The following is an 18,497-nucleotide window of genomic DNA, read 5'->3' on the forward strand; positions in this document are numbered from 1 at the left end:
ACGGACACCGTGACGACGACACAGCGACTGCTGGTGGTGGAGGACGAACCCACACTGCGTGAGCTGCTGTCCGCCAGCTTGCGGCTGACCGGCTTCCAGGTGATCACGGCCGAGACAGGCGCCCAGGCATGGGAAGCGGTCCGCGAACAGCGCCCCGACCTGATCGTCCTGGACGTCATGCTGCCCGACTTCAACGGCTTTGAGGTCGCCCGCCGCCTGCGCGAGCACCCCGTCGGCCAAGGGACCGGGCATCCGCCGATCCTGTTCCTGACCGCACGGGACGCAGCCGAGGACCGGATCAGCGGACTGCGGGCCGGCGGGGACGACTACGTCACCAAGCCCTTCAACCTGGAAGAGCTCATCTTGCGCATCCAGGCCGTGCTGCGCCGCACCAACGGCCGCCGGAGCGAGGGGCTGCTGGTCGTGGACGACCTGGAACTGGACCCCGACAGCCACCAGGTGACCCGCGCGGGTCAGCCAGTACAGCTGTCGCCGACCGAGTTCAGCCTGCTGCGCGTACTGATGCAGAACGCCGGGCAGGTCCTGTCCAGGGACCAGCTCCTGGACCAGGTCTGGCACTACGACTTCGACGGGGACGACTCCATCGTCGCCTCCTACATCAGCTACCTGCGCCGCAAGATCGACACAGGCGAGCCGAAGCTGATCCACACCGTGCGCGGCACCGGCTACGTCCTGCGCAGGACCCGCACATGAGTGCCGCCCCCGCGGGCGGACCGATCAGCCGCATGTCGCTGCGCGGACGGGTCGTGGCCATCACCTTGCTGCTCGTCGTCACCGCCCTGCTGGCCAGCAACGCCTTGCTCGTCACACTGCTGGAACGGCAGCTGGTGCACCAGCTGGACGACCGGCTGCGCACCGCTGCAACGACCGCGGCGCGGCTGCCGAACCTGGACCAGGCACCGGCGGACAGCGCAGCACGGCTACGCGGCGCGGTAGAGGGCGAGCTGACGGACGATGCGTATGTCGCCTACCTCGATGCCAAGGGCCGCATCCAGCACACACTGCGCCCGGCCACCGACAGCGCCCCACGGCTTCCGGTACTCGACAGGGCGTCGGTCGAAGCCCGCAACGAGCGTCCCCTCCAGGCGCCGGACAGCGGCAGCGGAGATGACTGGCGGGTGATCGCCGTACCGGCGGAGGGCGCGGGACAGGCCGCTCCGGCCGGCGTGGTGGCGGCCGGCTCGTTGGCATCGGTCCATGCGACGATCCGGCACCTGGGCGTGTGGATGCTGGTGATCGACTCCCTGGTCCTCGTCCTCTTGGGCTTCATCGCCTGGTACGCCGTACGCGCCGGACTGCGGCCGCTGCGGCGCATCGAGACGACGGCCGCGGCCATCGCAGGCGGGGAACTGTCCAGCCGCATTCCGCAGCCGGCCACCACCAACACCGAACTGGGACGTCTGTCGGCTGCACTCAACGGCATGCTCGACCGGATCGAAGCCGGCGATGCAGCCCGCTCTGCCACCAACGAGCGCATGCGCACCTTCATCGCCGACGCCAGCCACGAACTGCGCACCCCCCTGTTCGGCATCAAGGGCTTTACCGAGCTGTACCGGATGGGCGGCATGCCCCAGCGCCCCGACGTCGACTCCGCCATGAACCGCATCGAACGCGAGGCCGCCCGCCTCGTCCGTATCGTCGAAGACCTCCTGCTGCTGGCCCGGCTCGACGACGAGGCCACGGCCGAGGCCCGCCTGCCCCTGCAACTCACCCCGATGGACTGCGCACCCTGGCCGCCGACGCCCTGCACGACCTGCGGGCCATGGCACCGGAGCGTCCCGTCACCCTGACCGGCCCGGGCGGCGGCCCGCCCGGCCGCGCCCCCGTACTCGGTGACGAAGCGCGCCTGCGCCAGGTGACCTCCAACCTCGTCGGCAACGCCATCGCCCACACCCCGCCCGGCACCCCGGTGCGCATCGGCGTAGGCACGCTGGACGGCCAGGCCGTCCTCGAGCTGAGCGACCAGGGCTCCGGGATGACACCCGAGCAGGCCACCCACATCTTCGACCGCTTCTACCGCGGCGACACGGCCCGCGGCCGCACCCCGACGGGCGGCGCCGGTCTGGGCCTGTCCATCGTCCACTCCCTGGTCGGCACACACCACGGACACGTCGAGGTCGACACCGCCCCCGGCCAGGGCACGACTTTCCGCATCCTGTTGCCCCTGCCCGACGAGAGCCCCCTCACCGGTTCCTGAAGAGCCCCGCTCAAGGCCGTGGCTCCAGGCCGCTCCGACAGCCAACCTGCCCAGCCCGTCGGGGTCCCGACGCAGCTTGCGCGGCACAGGACCCACCCGCCGGAGACGACACACCCGCGGCACGTACGTGGAGAGTCCGTCGTGACCCTGGTTCGGCGGCACGGGCACTCCTCGCCTGCGATCACTCTCGGTTACTATGCTCACTTCATGCCTGAGGCCGGCAGCAAGGGGCGCGGCACCGTCGACGGTCTGCTTGGAGAGCGTGAGGGATCAGCTTGCCAGCCGAAACTCCCCGGATGCTCCCCAGCACTGTCGACCCGTGTCCCCGGCCTCTACGCTCCGGAGAAGCCTTCCGTGGATCGCAAGGTTGAAGAGATGGGTGGCCTGGGAAAATGTTGGAAGAGGTCGTAGCGACCCGCTATGTCACGCCCTTGCGTGAAGGCGGCTCGCTCCCCGGGATCGTCGAGGCCGACGACCTCGGCACGTACGTCATGAAGTTCACCGGAGCCGGCCAGGGCCGCAAGACCCTCGTCGCGGAGGTGATCTGCGGGCAGCTCGGGCGGCGGCTCGGGCTGCGCGTGCCCGAGCTCGTGCAGATCCAGCTCGACCCGGTCATCGGGCTCGCCGAGCCCGACCAGGAGGTGCAGGAGCTGCTGAAGGCCAGCGGCGGCCTGAACCTCGGGATGGACTTCCTGCCCGGCTCGCTCGGCTTCGACGCGCTCGCCTACGAGGTGGACCCGCGCGAGGCCGGGCGGGTCGTCTGGTTCGACGCGCTGATCAACAACGTCGACCGGTCCTGGCGCAACCCGAACTTGCTCGTCTGGCACGGCGACCTCTGGCTCATCGATCACGGCGCCACCATGATCTGGCACCATAACTGGCCCGGTGCCCAGGCGTCCGCCGCCAAGCCGTACAACGCCTCGGACCACGCCCTCGCCCCCTTCCGGCCCGACATCGCCTCGGCCGCCGCCGAGCTCGCTCCGCTGGTGACGCCCGAGCTGCTCGCCGAGGCCGCCGCCGACGTCCCGGACGAGTGGCTGGTGGACGAACCCGGTTTCGGCTCGACGGACGAGCTGCGGCAGGCGTACGCGGACGCGCTGGCCGTTCGCGCGGCCACCATCCACGAACGGATCATCATGGACGCCCCCACCCCCGACAAGCCGTCCCAGGCCCCGGGCTGGATCACCGAACGGCTCGCCCCGCGCACCCACGCCACGGACGGCGAGAAGGGCGGCCGGGCATGAGCGGGCGCGATGTCTTCGAGTACGCGCTGCTGCGCGTCGTCCCCCGCGTCCAGCGCGGGGAGTGCTTCAACGCCGGGGTGGTGGTCTACTGCCGCGCCAAGGGCTTCGTGGCCGCCCGCACCGAGCTGGACGAGGCCAAGCTGAAGGCGCTCGACCCCGGCGCCGACGTGACCGGGGTCCGGGCCGCGCTGCACGCCGTCGAGGGCGTCTGCCGCGGCGGTACGGACGCGGGCCAGGCCGCCGGCGACGATGCGGGCCGCCGCTTCCGCTGGCTGATCGCGCCGCGCTCCACCGTCGTACAGCCGGGGCCCGTGCACAGCGGCCTGACCGCCGATCCCGAGGCCGAGGTGGAGCGGCTGCTCGACCTGCTGGTGCGCTGACCGGCGCCCGGGGCCGCCGCCCGCGCACCGCGTGACGGCGGCCCGGCGGAGTGTGACATGCGCCGCTGCGCCCGTGGCCCGTTGACACCGGGTGCCAGGGCTTCTAGCGTCTCGTCTGCTGAAGGTACTAAGCGGTTGCTCAGTCATCGGGCGGGTTCTCTCCGAGCCCCCGACGTCCGCTGAGCCGCTATCCAAGGGCGAGGAGAGCCAAGCATGTCGACCAGCGAGCAGCGCGTAGCCATCGTGACGGGAGCGGCCCGGGGCATCGGTGCCGCCACCGCGGTACGTCTGGCGGCCGAGGGCCGCGCCGTCGCCGTACTCGACCTCGACGAGGCGGCCTGCAAGGACACCGTCGAGAAGATCACCGCCGCCGGGGGCAAGGCCCTGGCCGTCGGCTGCGACGTGTCGGACGGCGCCCAGGTGGAGGCCGCCGTCGCCCGGGTCGCCGCCGAGCTGGGCGCCCCGACGATCCTCGTCAACAACGCGGGCGTGCTCCGCGACAACCTGCTCTTCAAGATGAGCGAGTCCGACTGGGACACCGTGATGAACGTGCACCTCAAGGGCGCGTTCCTGATGGCCAAGGCCGTCCAGAAGCACATGGTGGACGCCAAGTTCGGCCGTATCGTGTCGCTGTCCTCCTCCTCGGCGCTCGGCAACCGCGGCCAGGCCAACTACGCGGCGGTCAAGGCGGGCCTCCAGGGCTTCACCAAGACCCTCGCCAAGGAACTCGGCAAGTTCGGCATCACCGCCAACGCCGTGGCTCCCGGCTTCATCGTCACCGAGATGACCGCGCAGACCGCGGCCCGCGTCGGCATGGGCTTCGAGGAGTTCCAGGCGGCCGCCGCGACGCAGATCCCGGTCCAGCGCGTCGGCGTCCCCGACGACATCGCCAACGCCATCGCCTTCTTCACGGGCGACGCCGCCGGCTTCGTCTCCGGCCAGGTCATGTACGTGGCCGGCGGACCGCTCAACTGACCCGAAGGGCTGCGGACATCATGACTGTGCAGGACAGCGGCAAGGTCGCGCTGATCACCGGCGCGAGCCGGGGCATCGGCTACGGCATCGCGCAGGCGCTCGTCGAGCGCGGCGACCGGGTGTGCATCACCGGGCGCAACGAGGACGCCCTGAAGGAGGCCGTCGAGACGCTCGGCGCCGACCGGGTCATCGGCGTCGCCGGCAAGGCGCACGACGAGGCGCACCAGGCGGCGGCCGTCGCCCGCACCATGGAGGCGTTCGGCCGGGTCGACTTCCTGGTCAACAACGCCGGTACCAACCCGGTCTTCGGGCCCATCGCGGAGCTCGACCTGAACGTCGCCCGCAAGGTCTTCGAGACCAACGTGGTCTCGGCGCTCGGCTTCGCCCAGCAGACCTGGAAGGCGTGGCAGAAGGAGAACGGCGGGGCGATCGTCAACATCGCCTCGGTCGCCGGTGTCTCCGCCTCGCCCTTCATCGGCGCGTACGGGATGAGCAAGGCGGCCATGGTCAACCTGACCCTCCAGCTGGCGCACGAGTTCGCACCGGTGGTCCGGGTCAACTCGATCGCGCCCGCGGTCGTCAAGACCCGTTTCGCCCAGGCGCTGTACGAGGGCCGCGAGGAGGAGGCGGCGGCCGCCTACCCGCTCGGCAGGCTCGGGGTGCCGGAGGACATCGGCGGCGCGGCCGCCTTCCTCACCTCCGACCAGTCCGCCTGGATCACGGGCCAGACGCTGGTGGTCGACGGCGGCATCTTCCTGAATGCCGGAGTCGGCTGATCCGGCCTGGGCCGATATGGTCCTGATTGCCTCAAGTGCCCCGCCGGGCCTGCGGATTGACCCGGCGGGGCGCTGCGGTATGGTCTGCCGACCCATGGCTGATCGAGGAGCGTGCACGTGTTCTACCGGGCCAGTCTGCAGGCCGCTGCAGCCCTTGCGTCCCTGTCCTTGCTGGCCGGCTGCGGGCTGCTGCCCGGCGGCAGCTCGGATGTGGAGCAGAAGCTCGCCGTCGGGACGACCAGTGAGCCTTCGACCCTGGACCCGGCGGCGGCGTGGGACGGCTCCTGGGAGCTGATGCGCAACGTGTTCCAGACCCTGGTGAGCTTCCCCACCGGCAGCACGACCCCCGAGCCGGACGCGGCCGAGGAGTGCAGGTTCACCGACCGCACCAGCACCGCCTACCGCTGCCGGCTCCGCGAGGGGCTGAAGTTCTCCAACGGCGACAAGCTGGACGCGGCGGCCGTGAAGTACTCCATCGACCGGATCTCGGAGATCGGGGTCAAGGGCGGACCCGTCGGCATGCTCGGCTCGCTCGACCGGGTCGAGACCAAGGGCGACGACGTCGTCATCTTCAACCTGAAGAAGCCCGACGCCACCTTCCCGTTCGTCCTGGCCACCCCGGCCATGTCCCTGGTCGCGCCGAGCGCGTACTCGAAGCACAAGATCCGCGACGACGGCAAGGTCACCGGCTCCGGCCCCTACCTGCTGAACGCCTACGAGCAGGGCGACCGCTCCGAGCTGGTGAAGAACCCCGACTACGAAGGGTTCGCCGACCGCAAGAACGACGCCGTGACCATCCGGTACTTCAAGGACTCCGGCGCCATGGTGAAGGCGCTCCGGAAGAACGAGATCGACGCCACCTACCGCGGCCTGTCCGCCGAGGACGTCGTCAGCATCGAGGACAGCAACAGCAACGGGGAGGGCGGGGACCTCCAGATCGTGGAGTCCACCGGCGCCGACATCCGCTTCCTGGTCTTCAACCCGGACGACCCCGCCGCCGGGAAACCGGCCGTCCGGCGGGCCATAGCCCAGCTGGTCGACCGGGACGCGCTCGTCGCCAAGGTCTACCGGGGCACGGCCGAACCGCTGTACTCGATGGTCCCCAAGGGCATCGCGACGCACACCACCACCTTCTTCGACACCTTCGGCAACCCCAGCAAGGACAAGGCCCGCCGGATCCTGGCCGACGCGCACATCACCACGCCCGTCCCCATGACCTTCTGGTACACCACCGACCGCTACGGCTCCTCGACCGCGCCCGAGTTCGACGAGCTGAAGCGCCAGCTGGAGGCCTCCGGACTCTTCCGCATCACCCTCAAGAGCCGCCCGTGGAAGACCTTCCAGGCGGGCTTCACCAAGGGGGAGTACCCGGTCTTCGGCCGCGGCTGGTTCCCGGACTTCCCGGACCCGGACAACTTCATCGCCCCGTTCGTGGGCAAGAACAGCGTCACGGGCATGCCGTACGTGAAGGACGAGATCACCCAGCTGCTGCTGCCCCGGTCCCGCAAGCAGAGCGACCGGGGCGCGGTCGCCAAGGAGTTCGAGCGGGCCCAGAAGATCCTGGTGGACGACGTGCGGCTGCTGCCGCTCTGGCAGGGCAAGCTGTACGTGGCGGCAGGCGAGGACATCGGCGGCGGCGAGCGCGCCCTGGACCCGCAGACCGTCATGCAGATGTGGGAGCTGTACCGCAAGGCCAGCTGGTAGCACCGCGCGGGGCGGGCCCCGGTGGCCCGCCCGGACCGCGTTGTCAGTGGCGCCCGGTAGGTTCTGGAAGCAAGAACGGATTGCTTACCGGAGGTTGTTCACGTGACCGACACCGACCTGCTGCCCGAGTCCTGGCGCGGCGTCCTCGGCGAAGAGCTGCAGAAGCCGTACTTCAAGGAGCTCACCGCGTTCGTCGAGGAGGAGCGCTCCGCCGGACCGGTCTACCCGCCCCGGGAGCAGGTGTTCGCGGCCCTGGAAGCGACCCCGTACGACAAGGTGAAGGTCCTGGTCCTCGGCCAGGACCCCTACCACGGCGAGGGCCAGGGGCACGGTCTGTGCTTCTCCGTTCGGCCCGGCGTGAAGACCCCGCCCTCGCTGCGCAACATCTACAAGGAGATGAACGAGGAGCTGGGCCTGCCCGTCCCGGACAACGGCTATCTGATGCCGTGGGCCGAGCAGGGCGTCCTGCTGCTCAACGCCGTGCTCACCGTCCGCGCGGGCGAGGCCAACTCGCACAAGGGCAAGGGCTGGGAGAAGGTCACCGACGCGGTGATCCGGGCCGTCGCCGCCCGCCCCGACCCTGCGGTCTTCGTCCTCTGGGGCAACTACGCGCAGAAGAAGCTCCCCCTGATCGACACCGAGCGCCACGTGGTGGTGAAGGGCGCGCACCCCTCGCCGCTGTCGGCGAAGAAGTTCTTCGGCTCCCGCCCCTTCACCCGGATAAACGAGGCCATCGCCCAGCAGGGCCACCAGCCCATCGACTGGCGCATCCCCGACCTGGGCGGAGCCGGGCCGAGCCCGAGCCTCCCCGTGTCCGCCCGTCCCGGCGGTTAGCGTCGGAACCCGGACCGCCGGGTTCGGGCGGACGGGTGCGAGGAGGCCGTGGTGACGGAGCAGCGGGAGGCGTCGGAGGACGTCTTCATGACCAGGATCGGCCAGGCGGTCATGCTGCTGCACGGAGGCGACCGGGAGGAGGCCCGCAACCGCTTCACCGTGCTCTGGTCCGAGATCGGCGACGAGGGCGACGCCCTGCACCGCTGCACCCTGGCGCACTACATGGCCGATACGCAGGACGATCCGGCCGACGAGCTGGCCTGGGACCTGCGCGCGCTGACCGCGGCCCGGGCCCTGGCCGACGAACGCGTGGCCGGAGACCGGGACGCGCTCGCGATGCGCGCCTTCTACCCGTCGCTGCACCTCAACCTCGCCGCGGACTACATGAAGCTCCAGCGCCCGGCCGCAGCCCGGGACCATCTGGAGCGGGCCCGGGCGGCCTCGGCGGTGCTGGCCGACGACGGTGCGGACGACGGATACGGGGGCGGCGTCCGGGCCGCGATCGGCCGGCTGGAACGGCGGCTCCGCGAGTGGTGACCGGCTGCTCCGGAGCTCCGCCGCTTCACCGGCCGTAGGCGCGGTCGCAGATCCGGGACTGGGGGCTGCCCGCCGGCCAGTGGCCGTAGCCCCTGCCGAGATCGCACACCCCGGTTCCGCCGCCGGGCGCGGGCAGAACGGGCGCGGAGGCGGCCGGGGCGATCCGGCGCGGCAGCGGCAGGTCCGGAGCGGGCGCGGGCCGCTGCGGCAGCGGGAGGCGCGGCTCGCCGGGGCGGGCTGCCGGGCGGCCCGGCGACGGCTTGCGCGCGGCGGACGGCGAGGCCGCGCGGGACGGCTTCGCCTTCGGTACGGCCTCCAGCGTGTCGTGCACCGGCGGCCCGGCGGTCTGCGGGGCCAGGTCGTGGGCCGGCCGGCTGACCCCGGGGCGGGGCGGGGCTGCCGGATGCGGCTGGACGGACACGCACCCCGACAGGGCCGCGACCGCGAGGCAGACCAGGAGTTTCACGGCGGTTCTCGTTCGTTGCACGTGATCAACTCTGCGGGGCCGGCGACCGGTCCACGCCTCCGTCGCCCCCGATCCGCCCGCACGAGTGACGCCGGAGCGGCGCGTCAGCGCCCCAGCATCCCGCGCAGCAGCTCGTCGAAGCCGCGGCGCAGCTCCGCCTCGCTGGGGACGGAGCGGTGGTAGGAGCCGGCCGCGCACGAGAACATCAGCCCCTCGCACCAAGCCACCAGGGACAGCGTGTGCCGCTCCGGTTCCGGAGATCCGGCCGCTGTCATCAGCGCCACCAGCGGCGCGCGGAACTGCATGCCCGTCGCGTCGAAGAACTCCCGCAGCTCGGGGCGGCGAGTGGCCTCCAGCGCCAGTTCGTACCGGCAGACCAGCAGCTCCGGGTGGTGCGTCAGATAGCGGTGCAGCGCCCGGGCCAGCCCCGCGACCAGCTCGTCGGTGTCCGTGCCCGACCCCAGCCCACCGGGCGCCAGGATCCGCCCCTCGCGCTCCGCCAGCCGTCGCACCGCCGCCTCCAGCAGGGCCTGCCGGGTCCGGGCGTGGTTCGAGGTCGAGCCCTGGGGCAGACCGGCCCGCTCGTCCACCGCGCGGTGCGTCAGCCCCCGCATGCCGCGTTCCGCGAGGAGGGCGAGGGCGGCGTCGGCGATCAGTCCGGCCCGGTCGGAGCCGGTGGGGCGTGCGGTCATGGGGTCAACCTACCGCCGCAACTACAGCTGTAGTACGCTGGGCGGTGTCACTACAGATGTAGTTCCGACGGAAGGAAGGGTCATGGACATGCCCCGTGCGGTCGTCATGGGCAGCGGGATCGGCGGGCTCACCGCGGCTCTCGCCCTGCACAGGTCCGGCTGGCAGGTCACCGTGCTGGAACGCGCGGACTCCCTGGAACCCGTCGGCGCCGGCATCGGGCTCGCCCCCAACGCCCAGCGCGCGCTCGACGTCGTCGGCCTCGGCGACGAGATCAGGTCCCTGGCCGCCTGGCAGGGCGAGGGCGGGATGCGCGCGCCGTCCGGCCGCTGGCTCTCGCGCACCGACGCCTCGGCTGCGGCCGAGCGGTTCGGCGGCCCCCTCGTCCTCCTGCACCGGGCCGTCCTCATCGACCGCATCGCCGCCCGGCTCCCCGCCTCCGCCATCCGCACCGGCTGCCCGGCCCGCCTGACCGACCCGGGCACCGCCGTCGGCGCCCCCGCCGTCGTCACCACGCCGGCCGGGGCGATCGAGGCCGAACTCGTCGTCGGCGCCGACGGCATCCACTCCGGCGTCCGCAGCGCCCTCTTCCCGGACGCCCCCGGCCCCTCCTACGCGGGCTTCACCACCTGGCGCGTCGTCGTCCCGGCCCCGGACCGCCCCTTCCCGCCGCACGAGACCTGGGGACGCGGCGCGCTCTGGGGCACCCAGCCGCTCAAGGACGGCAGGATCTACGCGTACGCGGCGGCGACCGCCCCCGCCGGGGCCCGGGCGGCCGACGACGAGAAGGCCGAACTCCTGCGCCGCTTCGGCGACTGGCACGACCCGGTTCCGGAGATCATCGCCGCCACCGCACCGGAGGAGATCCTCCGCAACGACGTGTACCGGATGGCCGACCCGCTCCCCGCCTTCCACCGGGGCCGCACCGTGCTGCTCGGGGACTCCGCCCACGCCATGGCCCCCACCCTCGGCCAGGGCGGCAACCAGGCCATCGAGGACGGCATCGTCCTCGCCCACCACGTGGCGCCCGGGCGGGACCTGGGCGCCGGCCTCGCCGCGTACACCGCCGACCGGCTGCCGCGCACCGCCGCCGTCGTCCGCAAGGCCGACCGGGTCTCCCGGCTCATGAGCCTCAGCAGCGCCCCGGCCGTCGCCGCACGCGACTTCCTCATGTCCACCGTTTCGCGCCTCGGTCCCGGGCTCGTCCTGCGCACCTTCGACGGGATCGCAGACTGGCGCCCGCCGGGGGACACGTATGCTGCCGGGACGACGGACGAGGCGCCCGGCACACGGCGCTGACCAGCGAGAGGAACACCCTGTGAAGGTCGGCTGCATCGGGCTCGGGGACATCGCGCGGAAGGCGTACCTGCCGGTGCTCGGCGCCCTGCCGGGCATCGAACTCCACCTCCAGACCCGCACCCCGGCCACCCTGGCCGCGGTCGCCGCCGCCCACCGCGTCCCGGCGGACCGGTGCCACCGGGACCTGGACTCGTTGCTCGCCCAGGGGCTCGACGCCGCGTTCGTGCACGCCTCGACCGCCGCCCACCCGGAGATCGTGGGCCGGCTGCTCGACGCGGGCGTCCCCACGTACGTCGACAAGCCGCTCGCGTACACGCTGGCCGAGTCCACCCGCCTGGTGGAGCTCGCCGAGGCGCGCGGCACGGGTCTGGCCGTCGGCTTCAACCGCAGGCTGGCCCCGGGCTACGCCCAGTGCGCGGAGCACCCGCGCGAGCTGATCCTCCTGCAGAAGAACCGGGTCGGGCTCCCCGAGGAGCCCCGCACCATGGTGTTCGACGACTTCATCCACGTCGTGGACACCCTGCGCTTCCTGGCGCCCGGCCCCGTCGAGCGCACCGTGGTGAGCGGCCGGCTCGTGGACGGTCTGCTGCACCACGTCGTGCTCCAGCTCTCCGGCGACGGCTTCACCGCGATCGGCGCGATGAACCGGCTCAGCGGCTCGACGGAGGAGCGCCTCGAGGTCTCCGGCCAGGACTCCAAGCGCGAGGTGCTCAACCTCGCGGAGGTCATCGACCACAAGGGCCGGCCCAGCGTGCGCCGGCGCGGCGACTGGGTGCCGGTGGCCCGTCAGCGCGGTATCGAGCAGGCCGTGCTGGCCTTCCTGGACGCCGTACGCGAGGGCCGCCCGCTGAGCGCCCGGGACGCCCTGGAGACCCACGAACTCTGCGAGCGCGTCCTGCGGGAGCTGGACGCGGCCTGAACAGCCTGCGCCGCCGCCCGCGTACGCCTCCGGCCGCGCGCCCCCCGTACACCCTCCGCCGCGCAGAAGGCGGCCAGCACCCCCAGCGCCCCGTACACCGGCCAGTCGCCCAGGCGTACGTACAGCGTCGTGCCCCGGGCGAGCGGCACCCCGTAGACGGCGGTGCCGCTGGTCTCCGTGCCGAGGCGGGGTCCGACGGGCTCGCCCCCCGGGCCGTACACCGCGCTCACGCCCGTGAGGGTGGCGTGCACCATCGGGCGGCCGCTCTCCGCCGCCCGCAGCGCGCCGAGCGAGGCGTGCTGGACCGGGGCCCAGCTGTGCTGGAAGGACGAGGTGGAGGACTGGGCGACCAGGAGCCCCGCCCCGTCCCGGACCAGACGCCGGCTCATGTCCGGGAACGCGGACTCGAAGCAGACCAGCGGGCCGAGACGCAGTCCGTCCGCACCGGGCACCCGCATCGTGACCGGGCCCGTGCCGCGCAGCCGGTCCTCGCCCGCCGCCCGGCCCATCGAGGTCGCCCAGCCGAGCGCCGTCCGGGCCGGGATGTACTCGCCGAACGGCACGAGCCGCATCTTGTCGTACCGGTCCCCGGTGAGTCCCTGGGGCCCGACCAGCACGGCGCTCTTGAAGATCCCGGTGCGTCCCGCCGCGTCGGTCTGCCGGGCGTCCACGTTCACCAGGAGGGGGGCGCCCACCGACCGGGACAGGGCCGCGAGCCGGGCCGCGATGTCAGGCCGCCGGACCGGGTCCACGCCGACGCTGCTCTCACCCCACACGACCAGGTCGACGCCGCGCCCCGCGAGCGACCGGGTCAGCGCCTCGCTGCGGGCGAACCTGCGCTGGATGCTGCCCGGCCCCTCCACGATCCCGGGCTGCACGACGGCCACCCTGGCCGTGCCCGTCCGTTCGGGCTGCGGCGCCCACACCCAGGCCGCCCCGACCACCAGCGCGCCCACCAGGAGCGATACGGCGGCCACGACGCGGGCGGCGGAGTGCACCAGCAGCACGGTGACCGCCGTGTTCACCGCCACCACCAGCAGGCTCACCAGCCACACCCCGCCCACCGAGGCCAGCCGGAGCGCCGGTGCCACCTGCCACTGGCTCGCCCCCAGCAGCCCCCAGGGGCCGCCCAGCGCCTCCCAGGACCGCACCAGCTCGATCATCAGCCAGCCGCACGGCACCACGACCACCGCCACGACCGCCGCCCGCCCGCTCACCGGACCGCGCAGCAGCCGGTGCGCCAGCAGCCCCCACGGCGCCCACAGCAGACCGAGCAGCGCCGCGAGGATCACGATGAACACATGCAGGCTCGGCATCAGCCAGTGGTGCACGGCGATCATGTACCCCGTGCCGCCCAGCCACGCGTCGCGCGCAGCCCCGCGCCCCGTCCCGGCGGACCGGACCAGCAACAGCAGCGGGACCAGGCAGACATAGGCGAACCACCACAGCGAGGGCGCGGGAAAGGCGAGCGCCGGCAGCGCACCGGCCACCAGCGCGGCGGCCGCGCGCCCGGGGGCCCGGTCCAGCACGCGGGCGCCCCGCTCGCGCCACCCGGTCCACGCATCCATGCCGCACCTCCTCGCCCCGCCCGCCGGCAGGTCCGTCCGCCATCCGGTCCCGATCTTCTGCCCAGTGTGCGGCAGCGGACGCGGCCCGGCCGTCAGCAGGGGACGACGGCCACCGGGCCCAGGGCGTGCGTGAGCGTCGTGTGCGCCACCGGCGACAGCCCGAGGCCCAGCGACTCACCGCCGCGCCGCCGCCCGATGACGGTCAGCGACGCCGTCGCGGACGCGGTGACCAGGGTGCGGGTCGCGGAGCCGTTGACCGGCTCCTTCATGACCTCGACCTGCGGATACCGGGCCCGCCAGCCGGCGGTGAGTTCGGCCAGCGACCGCTCGGCCGCGTCCGCCGCCGCGTCCCGGTCGAAGACGGGCCCGCCGGACAGCATGGACGAGAACATGGTCCAGCCGTGCACGATCCGCAGCCGCGCGCCCGGGTGCGCCGCCGCCGTCTCGAAGGCGAAGTCCAGTACCCCTTCGCTGCTCTCGTCGGCGGCCACCCCGGCGACGATGTCCGGGAAGACCTCGCCCGCGCCCTCACCGGCCGGCTCCTCCTCGTCCCGGCCGCCGTGCACGATCACCACGGGGCACTTCGCCATGGACGCCGTCGCCAGGCTGTTGGACCCCAGCATCAGGGACCGGAATCCGCCTAGACCCCGCGAGCCGAGCACCAGCAGCGAGGCGTCCCGGCTCAGCGAGACCAGCGCCGCCGACGGGAAGTCGAGCGGCGCGAGCGTCGTGGGCCGCAGCCCCGGAGCGACCTGCGCGACGCGGCGCACGGCCGAGGCCAGCAGCTCGCCCGCCTCCCGCTCCTGCACTTCCTGGTCGGTGCGCCGGGCCAGCTGCCGGACATGCACGACGAGCAGCGGCCAGTTCCGTACGACCGCCTCACGGGCCGCCCAGTCCAGCGCGTCCCAGCTGTGCGAGGAGCCGTCGACCGCCGCGATCACGGGAAGCTCGGTGCCGCTCATGGGTTCCTCTCCGCCGTACGGACCTGTTGCGTACGCTACGGCGGCGCGGGCGCGGGTGCCGAGGTGGAGGCGGCCGTCCGGGCCCCGGCACGGCATGGCCGCGCACGTCGTTTGTCCCTCTGGGCCGGTCCGGCTGCGCCTATGCTCGCCGTATGGAGCAGAGCGAAGTGGTGAAGCGTGTGGTCGGCATCCTCACCGAGGCGGGGGAGATGCGCCGGCTGCTGGAGGAGAACCCGGACCGCGAGGACGCCGACACCGACTCGACCGTGGTGACCGCCCTACTCAACGAGACCATGCCCCGGATCGCCATCCCGGAGGACGCCACCGTCGAGGACGTGGTGGTGGTCGTCGGACGCGAGGTCGGCGGTGCGGTGGAACAGCTCGTCGGGGCGTTCACCCTGGCGTTCGCCATGCTGGCTCAGGTCCACGACTCCGGGCAGACGGACGTCACCTCGGCGGACGTGCTCCAGGACCTCGCGCTGCGCGCCGAGCAGTTCGGCGCCGAGGGCCCCGGCGACACGGAGATCTGACGTGGTGCGCCGCCCCCGGCGCGGCCGGGGGCGGTATGGCGGACGTCAGCCCGCGGACTCGCCCGCGTGCGGGCTCAGCGCGTCGGCGCCGACGAGGATGAAGAGCAGCACGCCCAGGACGATCCGGTAGATCACGAACGGCATGAAGCTCTTGGTCGTGATGTATTTCATGAACCACGCGATGACCGCGTACCCCACCCCGAACGCGATGACCGTAGCGAAGATCGTCGGGCCCCACGCGACGTGCCCCTCGCCCGCGTCCTTCAGTTCGAAGACGCCCGACGCGAGCACCGCCGGGACCGCCAGCAGGAACGAGTAACGCGCCGCCGCCTCCCGGGTGTAGCCCATCAGCAGACCGCCGCTGATCGTGGCGCCGGACCGCGAGACGCCGGGGACAAGGGCCATCGCCTGGCAGCAGCCGTAGATGAGGCCGTCCTTGACGCCCAGTTCGCGCAGGGTCTTGCGCTCCTTGCCGGCCCGGTGCCTGCCGCCCTTCTCGTCCCGGGCGGCCATCCGGTCCGCGAAGCCGAGGACGACGCCCATCACGATCAGGGTGGTGGCGATCAGCCGCAGATCGCGGAAGGGGCCCTCGATCTGGTCCTGGAACGCCAGGCCCAGCACGCCGATCGGGATGGAGCCGACGATGACCAGCCAGCCCATCTTGGCGTCGTGGTCGCCGCGCATCGAACGGTCCGTCAGCGACCTGAACCACGCCGAGACGATCCGGGCGATGTCCTTGCGGAAGTAGATGAGGACCGCGGCCTCCGTGCCGATCTGGGTGATCGCGGTGAAGGCCGCGCCCGGGTCCTGCCAGTCGGCGAACGCAGCGGTGAGCCGCAGATGCGCGCTGGAGGAGATCGGCAGGAACTCGGTCAGTCCCTGGACGAGTCCGAGGACGAACGATTCGAACCAGCTCATGGGGCTTGGGCCATCCCGGGATACTCATGCACCGGCCGCCGGCGTCGGGCGCCGGCGGCGTGCGGTCGTGCGAGGACAGGGCCCGGCCGGGCCCTGTTTCGTCTGTCGGTCGCGGGCAGCGTATCGCCCCCGGGTGAACGCCCGGCGACAACCCCCGCGCGCCCCGCCCTGTCGCCCTCAGCCGCCCAGACGGTGCCGGCGGCGCCAGGCGACCACCACCGCGCCGGCCCCCGTCAGCACGATGAACCCCATCGCGGCGAGGAACGCGGGCGAGGTCGGCGAGGACGCCTCGCTGCCCGCCACCACGTAAGCGGCGGTGTTCGGGATCGAGCCCAGGCCCGTGGCCAACAGGAACGGCGGATAGCCCATGCGGGAGACGGCGGCACAGTAGTTGGCGGCGGCGAACGGCACTCCGGGGAAGAGCCGCAGTGCCAGCATCGAGCGGAAGCCGTGCCGGCTCAGCTGACCGTCCGCAGCCCGCAGCCAGCGCCCCCGTACCAGGGTGCGCAGCGCGTCCTGGCCCAGCACCCGGCCGAGCATGAAGGAGACCCCCGCGCCCAGCACCGTGCCGCCGATCGCCGCCGCGAGGCCCGCCTGCGCCCCGAACAGGGCCCCCGCCGCGAGGTTCAGCAGCGGACGCGGCACGAACGCCACCGTGCAGACGCCGTACACGAGCCCGAAGAGCACCACCGCCATGGAACCGCCGCTCAGCTCCCCGAGCCGGCCGGAGGTCAGCAGCCGCTGCGGATCCAGGAGCAGCATGGCCGTCGCGGCGCCCACCAGAACGGCGACGAGCAGCGAGAGCCGGCACCACGGCGACAGCAGCATCCGCGTGCAGCGCACGGCGAGGCCGGGGGCGGGGCGGGTGGCGGGGGCGGTGTCGAGCATTCGGGGAGAGTAACCGACAAAGGTGTGTGATCGCCGTAATGCGACCCCGCCGGAGCGCAGCCCGCCCCGGGCTCAATCCCCGTACGGTCCGCCGTAATTCGCTCGACGGGCGGGCGGCCCTTCGGAGATGATCGGCGCATGTCCCGGTACGCCTTCCCCGCAGCGCCGTCCGCAGTCGCGGACGCGCCGAAGGCTGCCGTGTGCACCCTCGCAGCAGTTGTCGCCGCAGCGGTCACCGCTGCCGCAGCGCCCCTCGGCGGCGCCCGAAGCTGACCCTCCCCCGACCGTCCGGCGGACCCCGCGAGGGGAGGGTCGGCCGGGCCCCGGGGTCCTCACGTCACGCTTCGCATCCCAAGGAATGAACCCATGCCCAAGACGGCATACGTGCGCACCAAGCCGCACCTCAACATCGGCACCATGGGCCACGTCGACCACGGCAAGACGACCCTGACCGCCGCCATCACCAAGGTGCTCAGCGACCGCGGCACCGGCACCTTCGTCCCCTTCGACCGCATCGACCGCGCGCCCGAGGAGGCGCAGCGCGGCATCACCATCAACATCGCGCACGTCGAGTACGAGACCGGCACCCGGCACTACGCGCACATCGACATGCCCGGCCACGCCGACTACATCAAGAACATGGTCACCGGGGCCGCCCAGCTCGACGGGGCGATCCTCGTCGTCTCCGCCGTCGACGGGATCATGCCGCAGACGGCCGAGCACGTCCTGCTCGCCCGCCAGGTGGGCGTCGACCACATCGTGGTGGCGCTCAACAAGGCGGACGCCGGTGACCCCGAGCTCACCGACCTGGTCGAGCTGGAGGTCCGCGAGCTGCTGTCCGCGCACGGCTACGGCGGCGACACGGTGCCCGTCGTACGGGTGTCGGGGCTGCGGGCGCTGGAGGGCGACCCGCGCTGGACGGGGGCCGTGGAGGCGCTGCTCGACGCCGTCGACACCTACGTACCGATGCCGGTGCGCTACACCGACGCGCCGTTTCTGCTGCCGGTGGAGAACGTCCTGACCATCACCGGACGGGGCACGGTCGTCACCGGTGCCGTGGAGCGCGGCACGGTCCGCGTCGGCGACCGGGTGTCGGTGCTCGGCCCGGACATCGAGACGGTCGTCACCGGTCTGGAGACCTTCGGCAAGCCGATGGAGTCCGCCGAGGCCGGCGACAACGTCGCGCTGCTCCTGCGCGGCGTCGAGCGCGACCGGCTGCGCCGCGGCCATGTCGTCGCGGCGCCGGGCAGTGTCGCCCCGAGCCGGCGCTTCACCGCGCGGGTGTACGTCCTGTCGGGGCGTGAGGGCGGCCGCACCACCCCGGTCACCACCGGATACCGGCCGCAGTTCTACATCCGCACGGCCGACGTGGTCGGCGACGTGGACCTCGGCGAGGCGGCGGTCGCACGGCCCGGGGACACGGTCACCATGACCGTCGAGCTGGGCCGGGACGTCCCGTTGGAGCCGGGCCTCGGCTTCGCGATCCGCGAGGGCGGCCGCACGGTCGGCGCGGGCACGGTCACGGAGCTGCTCTGAGCCGTGCGGGTGACCTGGGCCCGCCTCCCCGTTTTCCCCGGGAAGGCGGGCCC

Annotated in this window: 19 protein-coding genes and 1 pseudogene; 14 read left to right on the forward strand and 6 right to left on the reverse strand. The window is 72.7% G+C overall.

Annotated elements, in window-relative coordinates; translation table 11 throughout:
• Nucleotides 1-9 precede the first annotated feature (9 nt).
• The 10 genes from ABZ565_RS16930 (at nt 10) to ABZ565_RS16975 (ending at nt 8,668) form a co-directional block, all read left to right on the forward strand.
• Nucleotides 10-714 carry a response regulator transcription factor gene (locus ABZ565_RS16930; protein ID WP_361026617.1) on the forward strand — a complete coding sequence of 235 codons (705 nt, stop codon included), beginning with the start codon at nt 10-12 and terminating at the stop codon, nt 712-714.
• Nucleotides 711-1,811 (forward strand): histidine kinase dimerization/phospho-acceptor domain-containing protein, encoded by a 1,101-nt coding sequence (locus ABZ565_RS16935; RefSeq protein WP_361026620.1) that lies wholly within the window; start codon nt 711-713, stop codon nt 1,809-1,811. The genes ABZ565_RS16930 and ABZ565_RS16935 overlap by 4 nt, the downstream gene beginning before the upstream one ends.
• A complete protein-coding gene (locus tag ABZ565_RS16940; RefSeq protein WP_361026623.1) occupies nt 1,784-2,218 on the forward strand; it encodes a sensor histidine kinase in 435 nt (144 codons plus the stop codon). The genes ABZ565_RS16935 and ABZ565_RS16940 overlap by 28 nt, the downstream gene beginning before the upstream one ends.
• 392 nt (nt 2,219-2,610) lie before the next feature.
• Complete coding sequence (locus tag ABZ565_RS16945) at nt 2,611-3,462, forward strand: HipA family kinase (RefSeq protein ID WP_361026626.1); 852 nt, start codon at nt 2,611-2,613, stop codon at nt 3,460-3,462.
• Complete coding sequence (locus tag ABZ565_RS16950; protein WP_361026629.1) at nt 3,459-3,842, forward strand: DUF3037 domain-containing protein; 384 nt, start codon at nt 3,459-3,461, stop codon at nt 3,840-3,842. Before ABZ565_RS16945 ends, ABZ565_RS16950 begins: the two co-directional genes overlap by 4 nt.
• A gap of 213 nt (nt 3,843-4,055) precedes the next feature.
• Entirely contained in the window at nt 4,056-4,817 is a 762-nt protein-coding gene (gene fabG / locus ABZ565_RS16955; RefSeq protein WP_361026632.1) for a 3-oxoacyl-ACP reductase FabG, read from the forward strand.
• 20 nt (nt 4,818-4,837) lie between these two features.
• Complete coding sequence (locus ABZ565_RS16960) at nt 4,838-5,593, forward strand: SDR family oxidoreductase (protein ID WP_164401963.1); 756 nt, start codon at nt 4,838-4,840, stop codon at nt 5,591-5,593.
• Nucleotides 5,594-5,710: 117 nt separating this feature from the next.
• Nucleotides 5,711-7,297, forward strand: a complete 1,587-nt coding sequence (locus ABZ565_RS16965; RefSeq protein WP_361026981.1) for an ABC transporter substrate-binding protein — start codon at nt 5,711-5,713, stop codon at nt 7,295-7,297.
• A gap of 102 nt (nt 7,298-7,399) precedes the next feature.
• Complete coding sequence (locus tag ABZ565_RS16970; protein ID WP_361026635.1) at nt 7,400-8,131, forward strand: uracil-DNA glycosylase; 732 nt, start codon at nt 7,400-7,402, stop codon at nt 8,129-8,131.
• 51 nt (nt 8,132-8,182) lie between these two features.
• Nucleotides 8,183-8,668, forward strand: a complete 486-nt coding sequence (locus ABZ565_RS16975) for a hypothetical protein (RefSeq protein WP_361026638.1) — start codon at nt 8,183-8,185, stop codon at nt 8,666-8,668.
• Between the two features lie 25 nt (nt 8,669-8,693).
• Here ABZ565_RS16975 and ABZ565_RS16980 read toward each other — a convergent pair whose 3' ends face one another.
• Together ABZ565_RS16980 and ABZ565_RS16985 are read right to left on the reverse strand one after the other, a co-directional pair.
• The gene (locus ABZ565_RS16980; protein ID WP_361026984.1) at nt 8,694-9,134 is read right to left on the reverse strand and encodes a hypothetical protein; all 441 of its coding nucleotides are present in this window, start codon (nt 9,132-9,134) and stop codon (nt 8,694-8,696) included.
• A gap of 104 nt (nt 9,135-9,238) precedes the next feature.
• Nucleotides 9,239-9,826: a TetR family transcriptional regulator gene (locus ABZ565_RS16985; RefSeq protein ID WP_361026641.1), complete on the reverse strand. Its 588-nt coding sequence runs from the start codon at nt 9,824-9,826 to the stop codon at nt 9,239-9,241.
• Between the two features lie 82 nt (nt 9,827-9,908).
• Here ABZ565_RS16985 and ABZ565_RS16990 point away from each other — a divergent pair, with 82 nt between their 5' ends.
• Both ABZ565_RS16990 and ABZ565_RS16995 read left to right on the forward strand, forming a co-directional pair.
• Entirely contained in the window at nt 9,909-11,123 is a 1,215-nt protein-coding gene (locus tag ABZ565_RS16990; protein WP_361026644.1) for an FAD-dependent monooxygenase, read from the forward strand.
• Between the two features lie 19 nt (nt 11,124-11,142).
• Nucleotides 11,143-12,042, forward strand: a complete 900-nt coding sequence (locus ABZ565_RS16995) for a Gfo/Idh/MocA family oxidoreductase (RefSeq protein WP_361026647.1) — start codon at nt 11,143-11,145, stop codon at nt 12,040-12,042.
• Nucleotides 12,043-12,059: 17 nt separating this feature from the next.
• Here the strand turns inward: ABZ565_RS16995 and lnt are convergent.
• A pseudogene (lnt, locus tag ABZ565_RS17000) lies at nt 12,060-13,610 on the reverse strand (apolipoprotein N-acyltransferase); the annotation flags it as partial.
• A 92-nt stretch (nt 13,611-13,702) separates the two neighbouring features.
• Nucleotides 13,703-14,572 carry a universal stress protein gene (locus tag ABZ565_RS17005; RefSeq protein WP_361026650.1) on the reverse strand — a complete coding sequence of 290 codons (870 nt, stop codon included), beginning with the start codon at nt 14,570-14,572 and terminating at the stop codon, nt 13,703-13,705.
• A gap of 152 nt (nt 14,573-14,724) precedes the next feature.
• Here ABZ565_RS17005 and ABZ565_RS17010 point away from each other — a divergent pair, with 152 nt between their 5' ends.
• Nucleotides 14,725-15,102, forward strand: a complete 378-nt coding sequence (locus ABZ565_RS17010; RefSeq protein WP_361026653.1) for a hypothetical protein — start codon at nt 14,725-14,727, stop codon at nt 15,100-15,102.
• A 45-nt stretch (nt 15,103-15,147) separates the two neighbouring features.
• Here the strand turns inward: ABZ565_RS17010 and ABZ565_RS17015 are convergent, their stop codons facing one another.
• Nucleotides 15,148-16,020 carry an undecaprenyl-diphosphate phosphatase gene (locus tag ABZ565_RS17015; RefSeq protein ID WP_361026656.1) on the reverse strand — a complete coding sequence of 291 codons (873 nt, stop codon included), beginning with the start codon at nt 16,018-16,020 and terminating at the stop codon, nt 15,148-15,150.
• Nucleotides 16,021-16,197: 177 nt separating this feature from the next.
• Nucleotides 16,198-16,908 (reverse strand): TVP38/TMEM64 family protein, encoded by a 711-nt coding sequence (locus tag ABZ565_RS17020; protein ID WP_361026659.1) that lies wholly within the window; start codon nt 16,906-16,908, stop codon nt 16,198-16,200.
• Between the two features lie 366 nt (nt 16,909-17,274).
• Here ABZ565_RS17020 and tuf point away from each other — a divergent pair, with 366 nt between their 5' ends.
• A complete protein-coding gene (tuf, locus tag ABZ565_RS17025) occupies nt 17,275-18,444 on the forward strand; it encodes an elongation factor Tu (protein WP_361026662.1) in 1,170 nt (389 codons plus the stop codon).
• Nucleotides 18,445-18,497: the final 53 nt, after the last annotated feature.

The organism is Streptomyces sp. NPDC016469 (assembly GCF_040632905.1).
Lineage (GTDB): Bacteria > Actinomycetota > Actinomycetes > Streptomycetales > Streptomycetaceae > Streptomyces.

What these genes read in the sequence shown, in the direction of transcription:
- ABZ565_RS16935 (WP_361026620.1), top strand. Translation starts at nt 711, where the DNA reads ATGAGTGCCGCCCCCGCGGGCGGACCGATCAGCCGCATGTCGCTGCGC.
- ABZ565_RS16940 (WP_361026623.1), top strand. Translation starts at nt 1,784, where the DNA reads ATGGCACCGGAGCGTCCCGTCACCCTGACCGGCCCGGGCGGCGGCCCG.
- ABZ565_RS16945 (WP_361026626.1), top strand. Translation starts at nt 2,611, where the DNA reads ATGTTGGAAGAGGTCGTAGCGACCCGCTATGTCACGCCCTTGCGTGAA.
- ABZ565_RS16950 (WP_361026629.1), top strand. Translation starts at nt 3,459, where the DNA reads ATGAGCGGGCGCGATGTCTTCGAGTACGCGCTGCTGCGCGTCGTCCCC.
- fabG (WP_361026632.1), top strand. Translation starts at nt 4,056, where the DNA reads ATGTCGACCAGCGAGCAGCGCGTAGCCATCGTGACGGGAGCGGCCCGG.
- ABZ565_RS16960 (WP_164401963.1), top strand. Translation starts at nt 4,838, where the DNA reads ATGACTGTGCAGGACAGCGGCAAGGTCGCGCTGATCACCGGCGCGAGC.
- ABZ565_RS16985 (WP_361026641.1), bottom strand. Translation starts at nt 9,826, where the DNA reads ATGACCGCACGCCCCACCGGCTCCGACCGGGCCGGACTGATCGCCGAC.
- ABZ565_RS16990 (WP_361026644.1), top strand. Translation starts at nt 9,909, where the DNA reads ATGGACATGCCCCGTGCGGTCGTCATGGGCAGCGGGATCGGCGGGCTC.
- ABZ565_RS17005 (WP_361026650.1), bottom strand. Translation starts at nt 14,572, where the DNA reads ATGAGCGGCACCGAGCTTCCCGTGATCGCGGCGGTCGACGGCTCCTCG.
- ABZ565_RS17010 (WP_361026653.1), top strand. Translation starts at nt 14,725, where the DNA reads ATGGAGCAGAGCGAAGTGGTGAAGCGTGTGGTCGGCATCCTCACCGAG.
- ABZ565_RS17015 (WP_361026656.1), bottom strand. Translation starts at nt 16,020, where the DNA reads ATGAGCTGGTTCGAATCGTTCGTCCTCGGACTCGTCCAGGGACTGACC.
- ABZ565_RS17020 (WP_361026659.1), bottom strand. Translation starts at nt 16,908, where the DNA reads ATGCTCGACACCGCCCCCGCCACCCGCCCCGCCCCCGGCCTCGCCGTG.
- tuf (WP_361026662.1), top strand. Translation starts at nt 17,275, where the DNA reads ATGCCCAAGACGGCATACGTGCGCACCAAGCCGCACCTCAACATCGGC.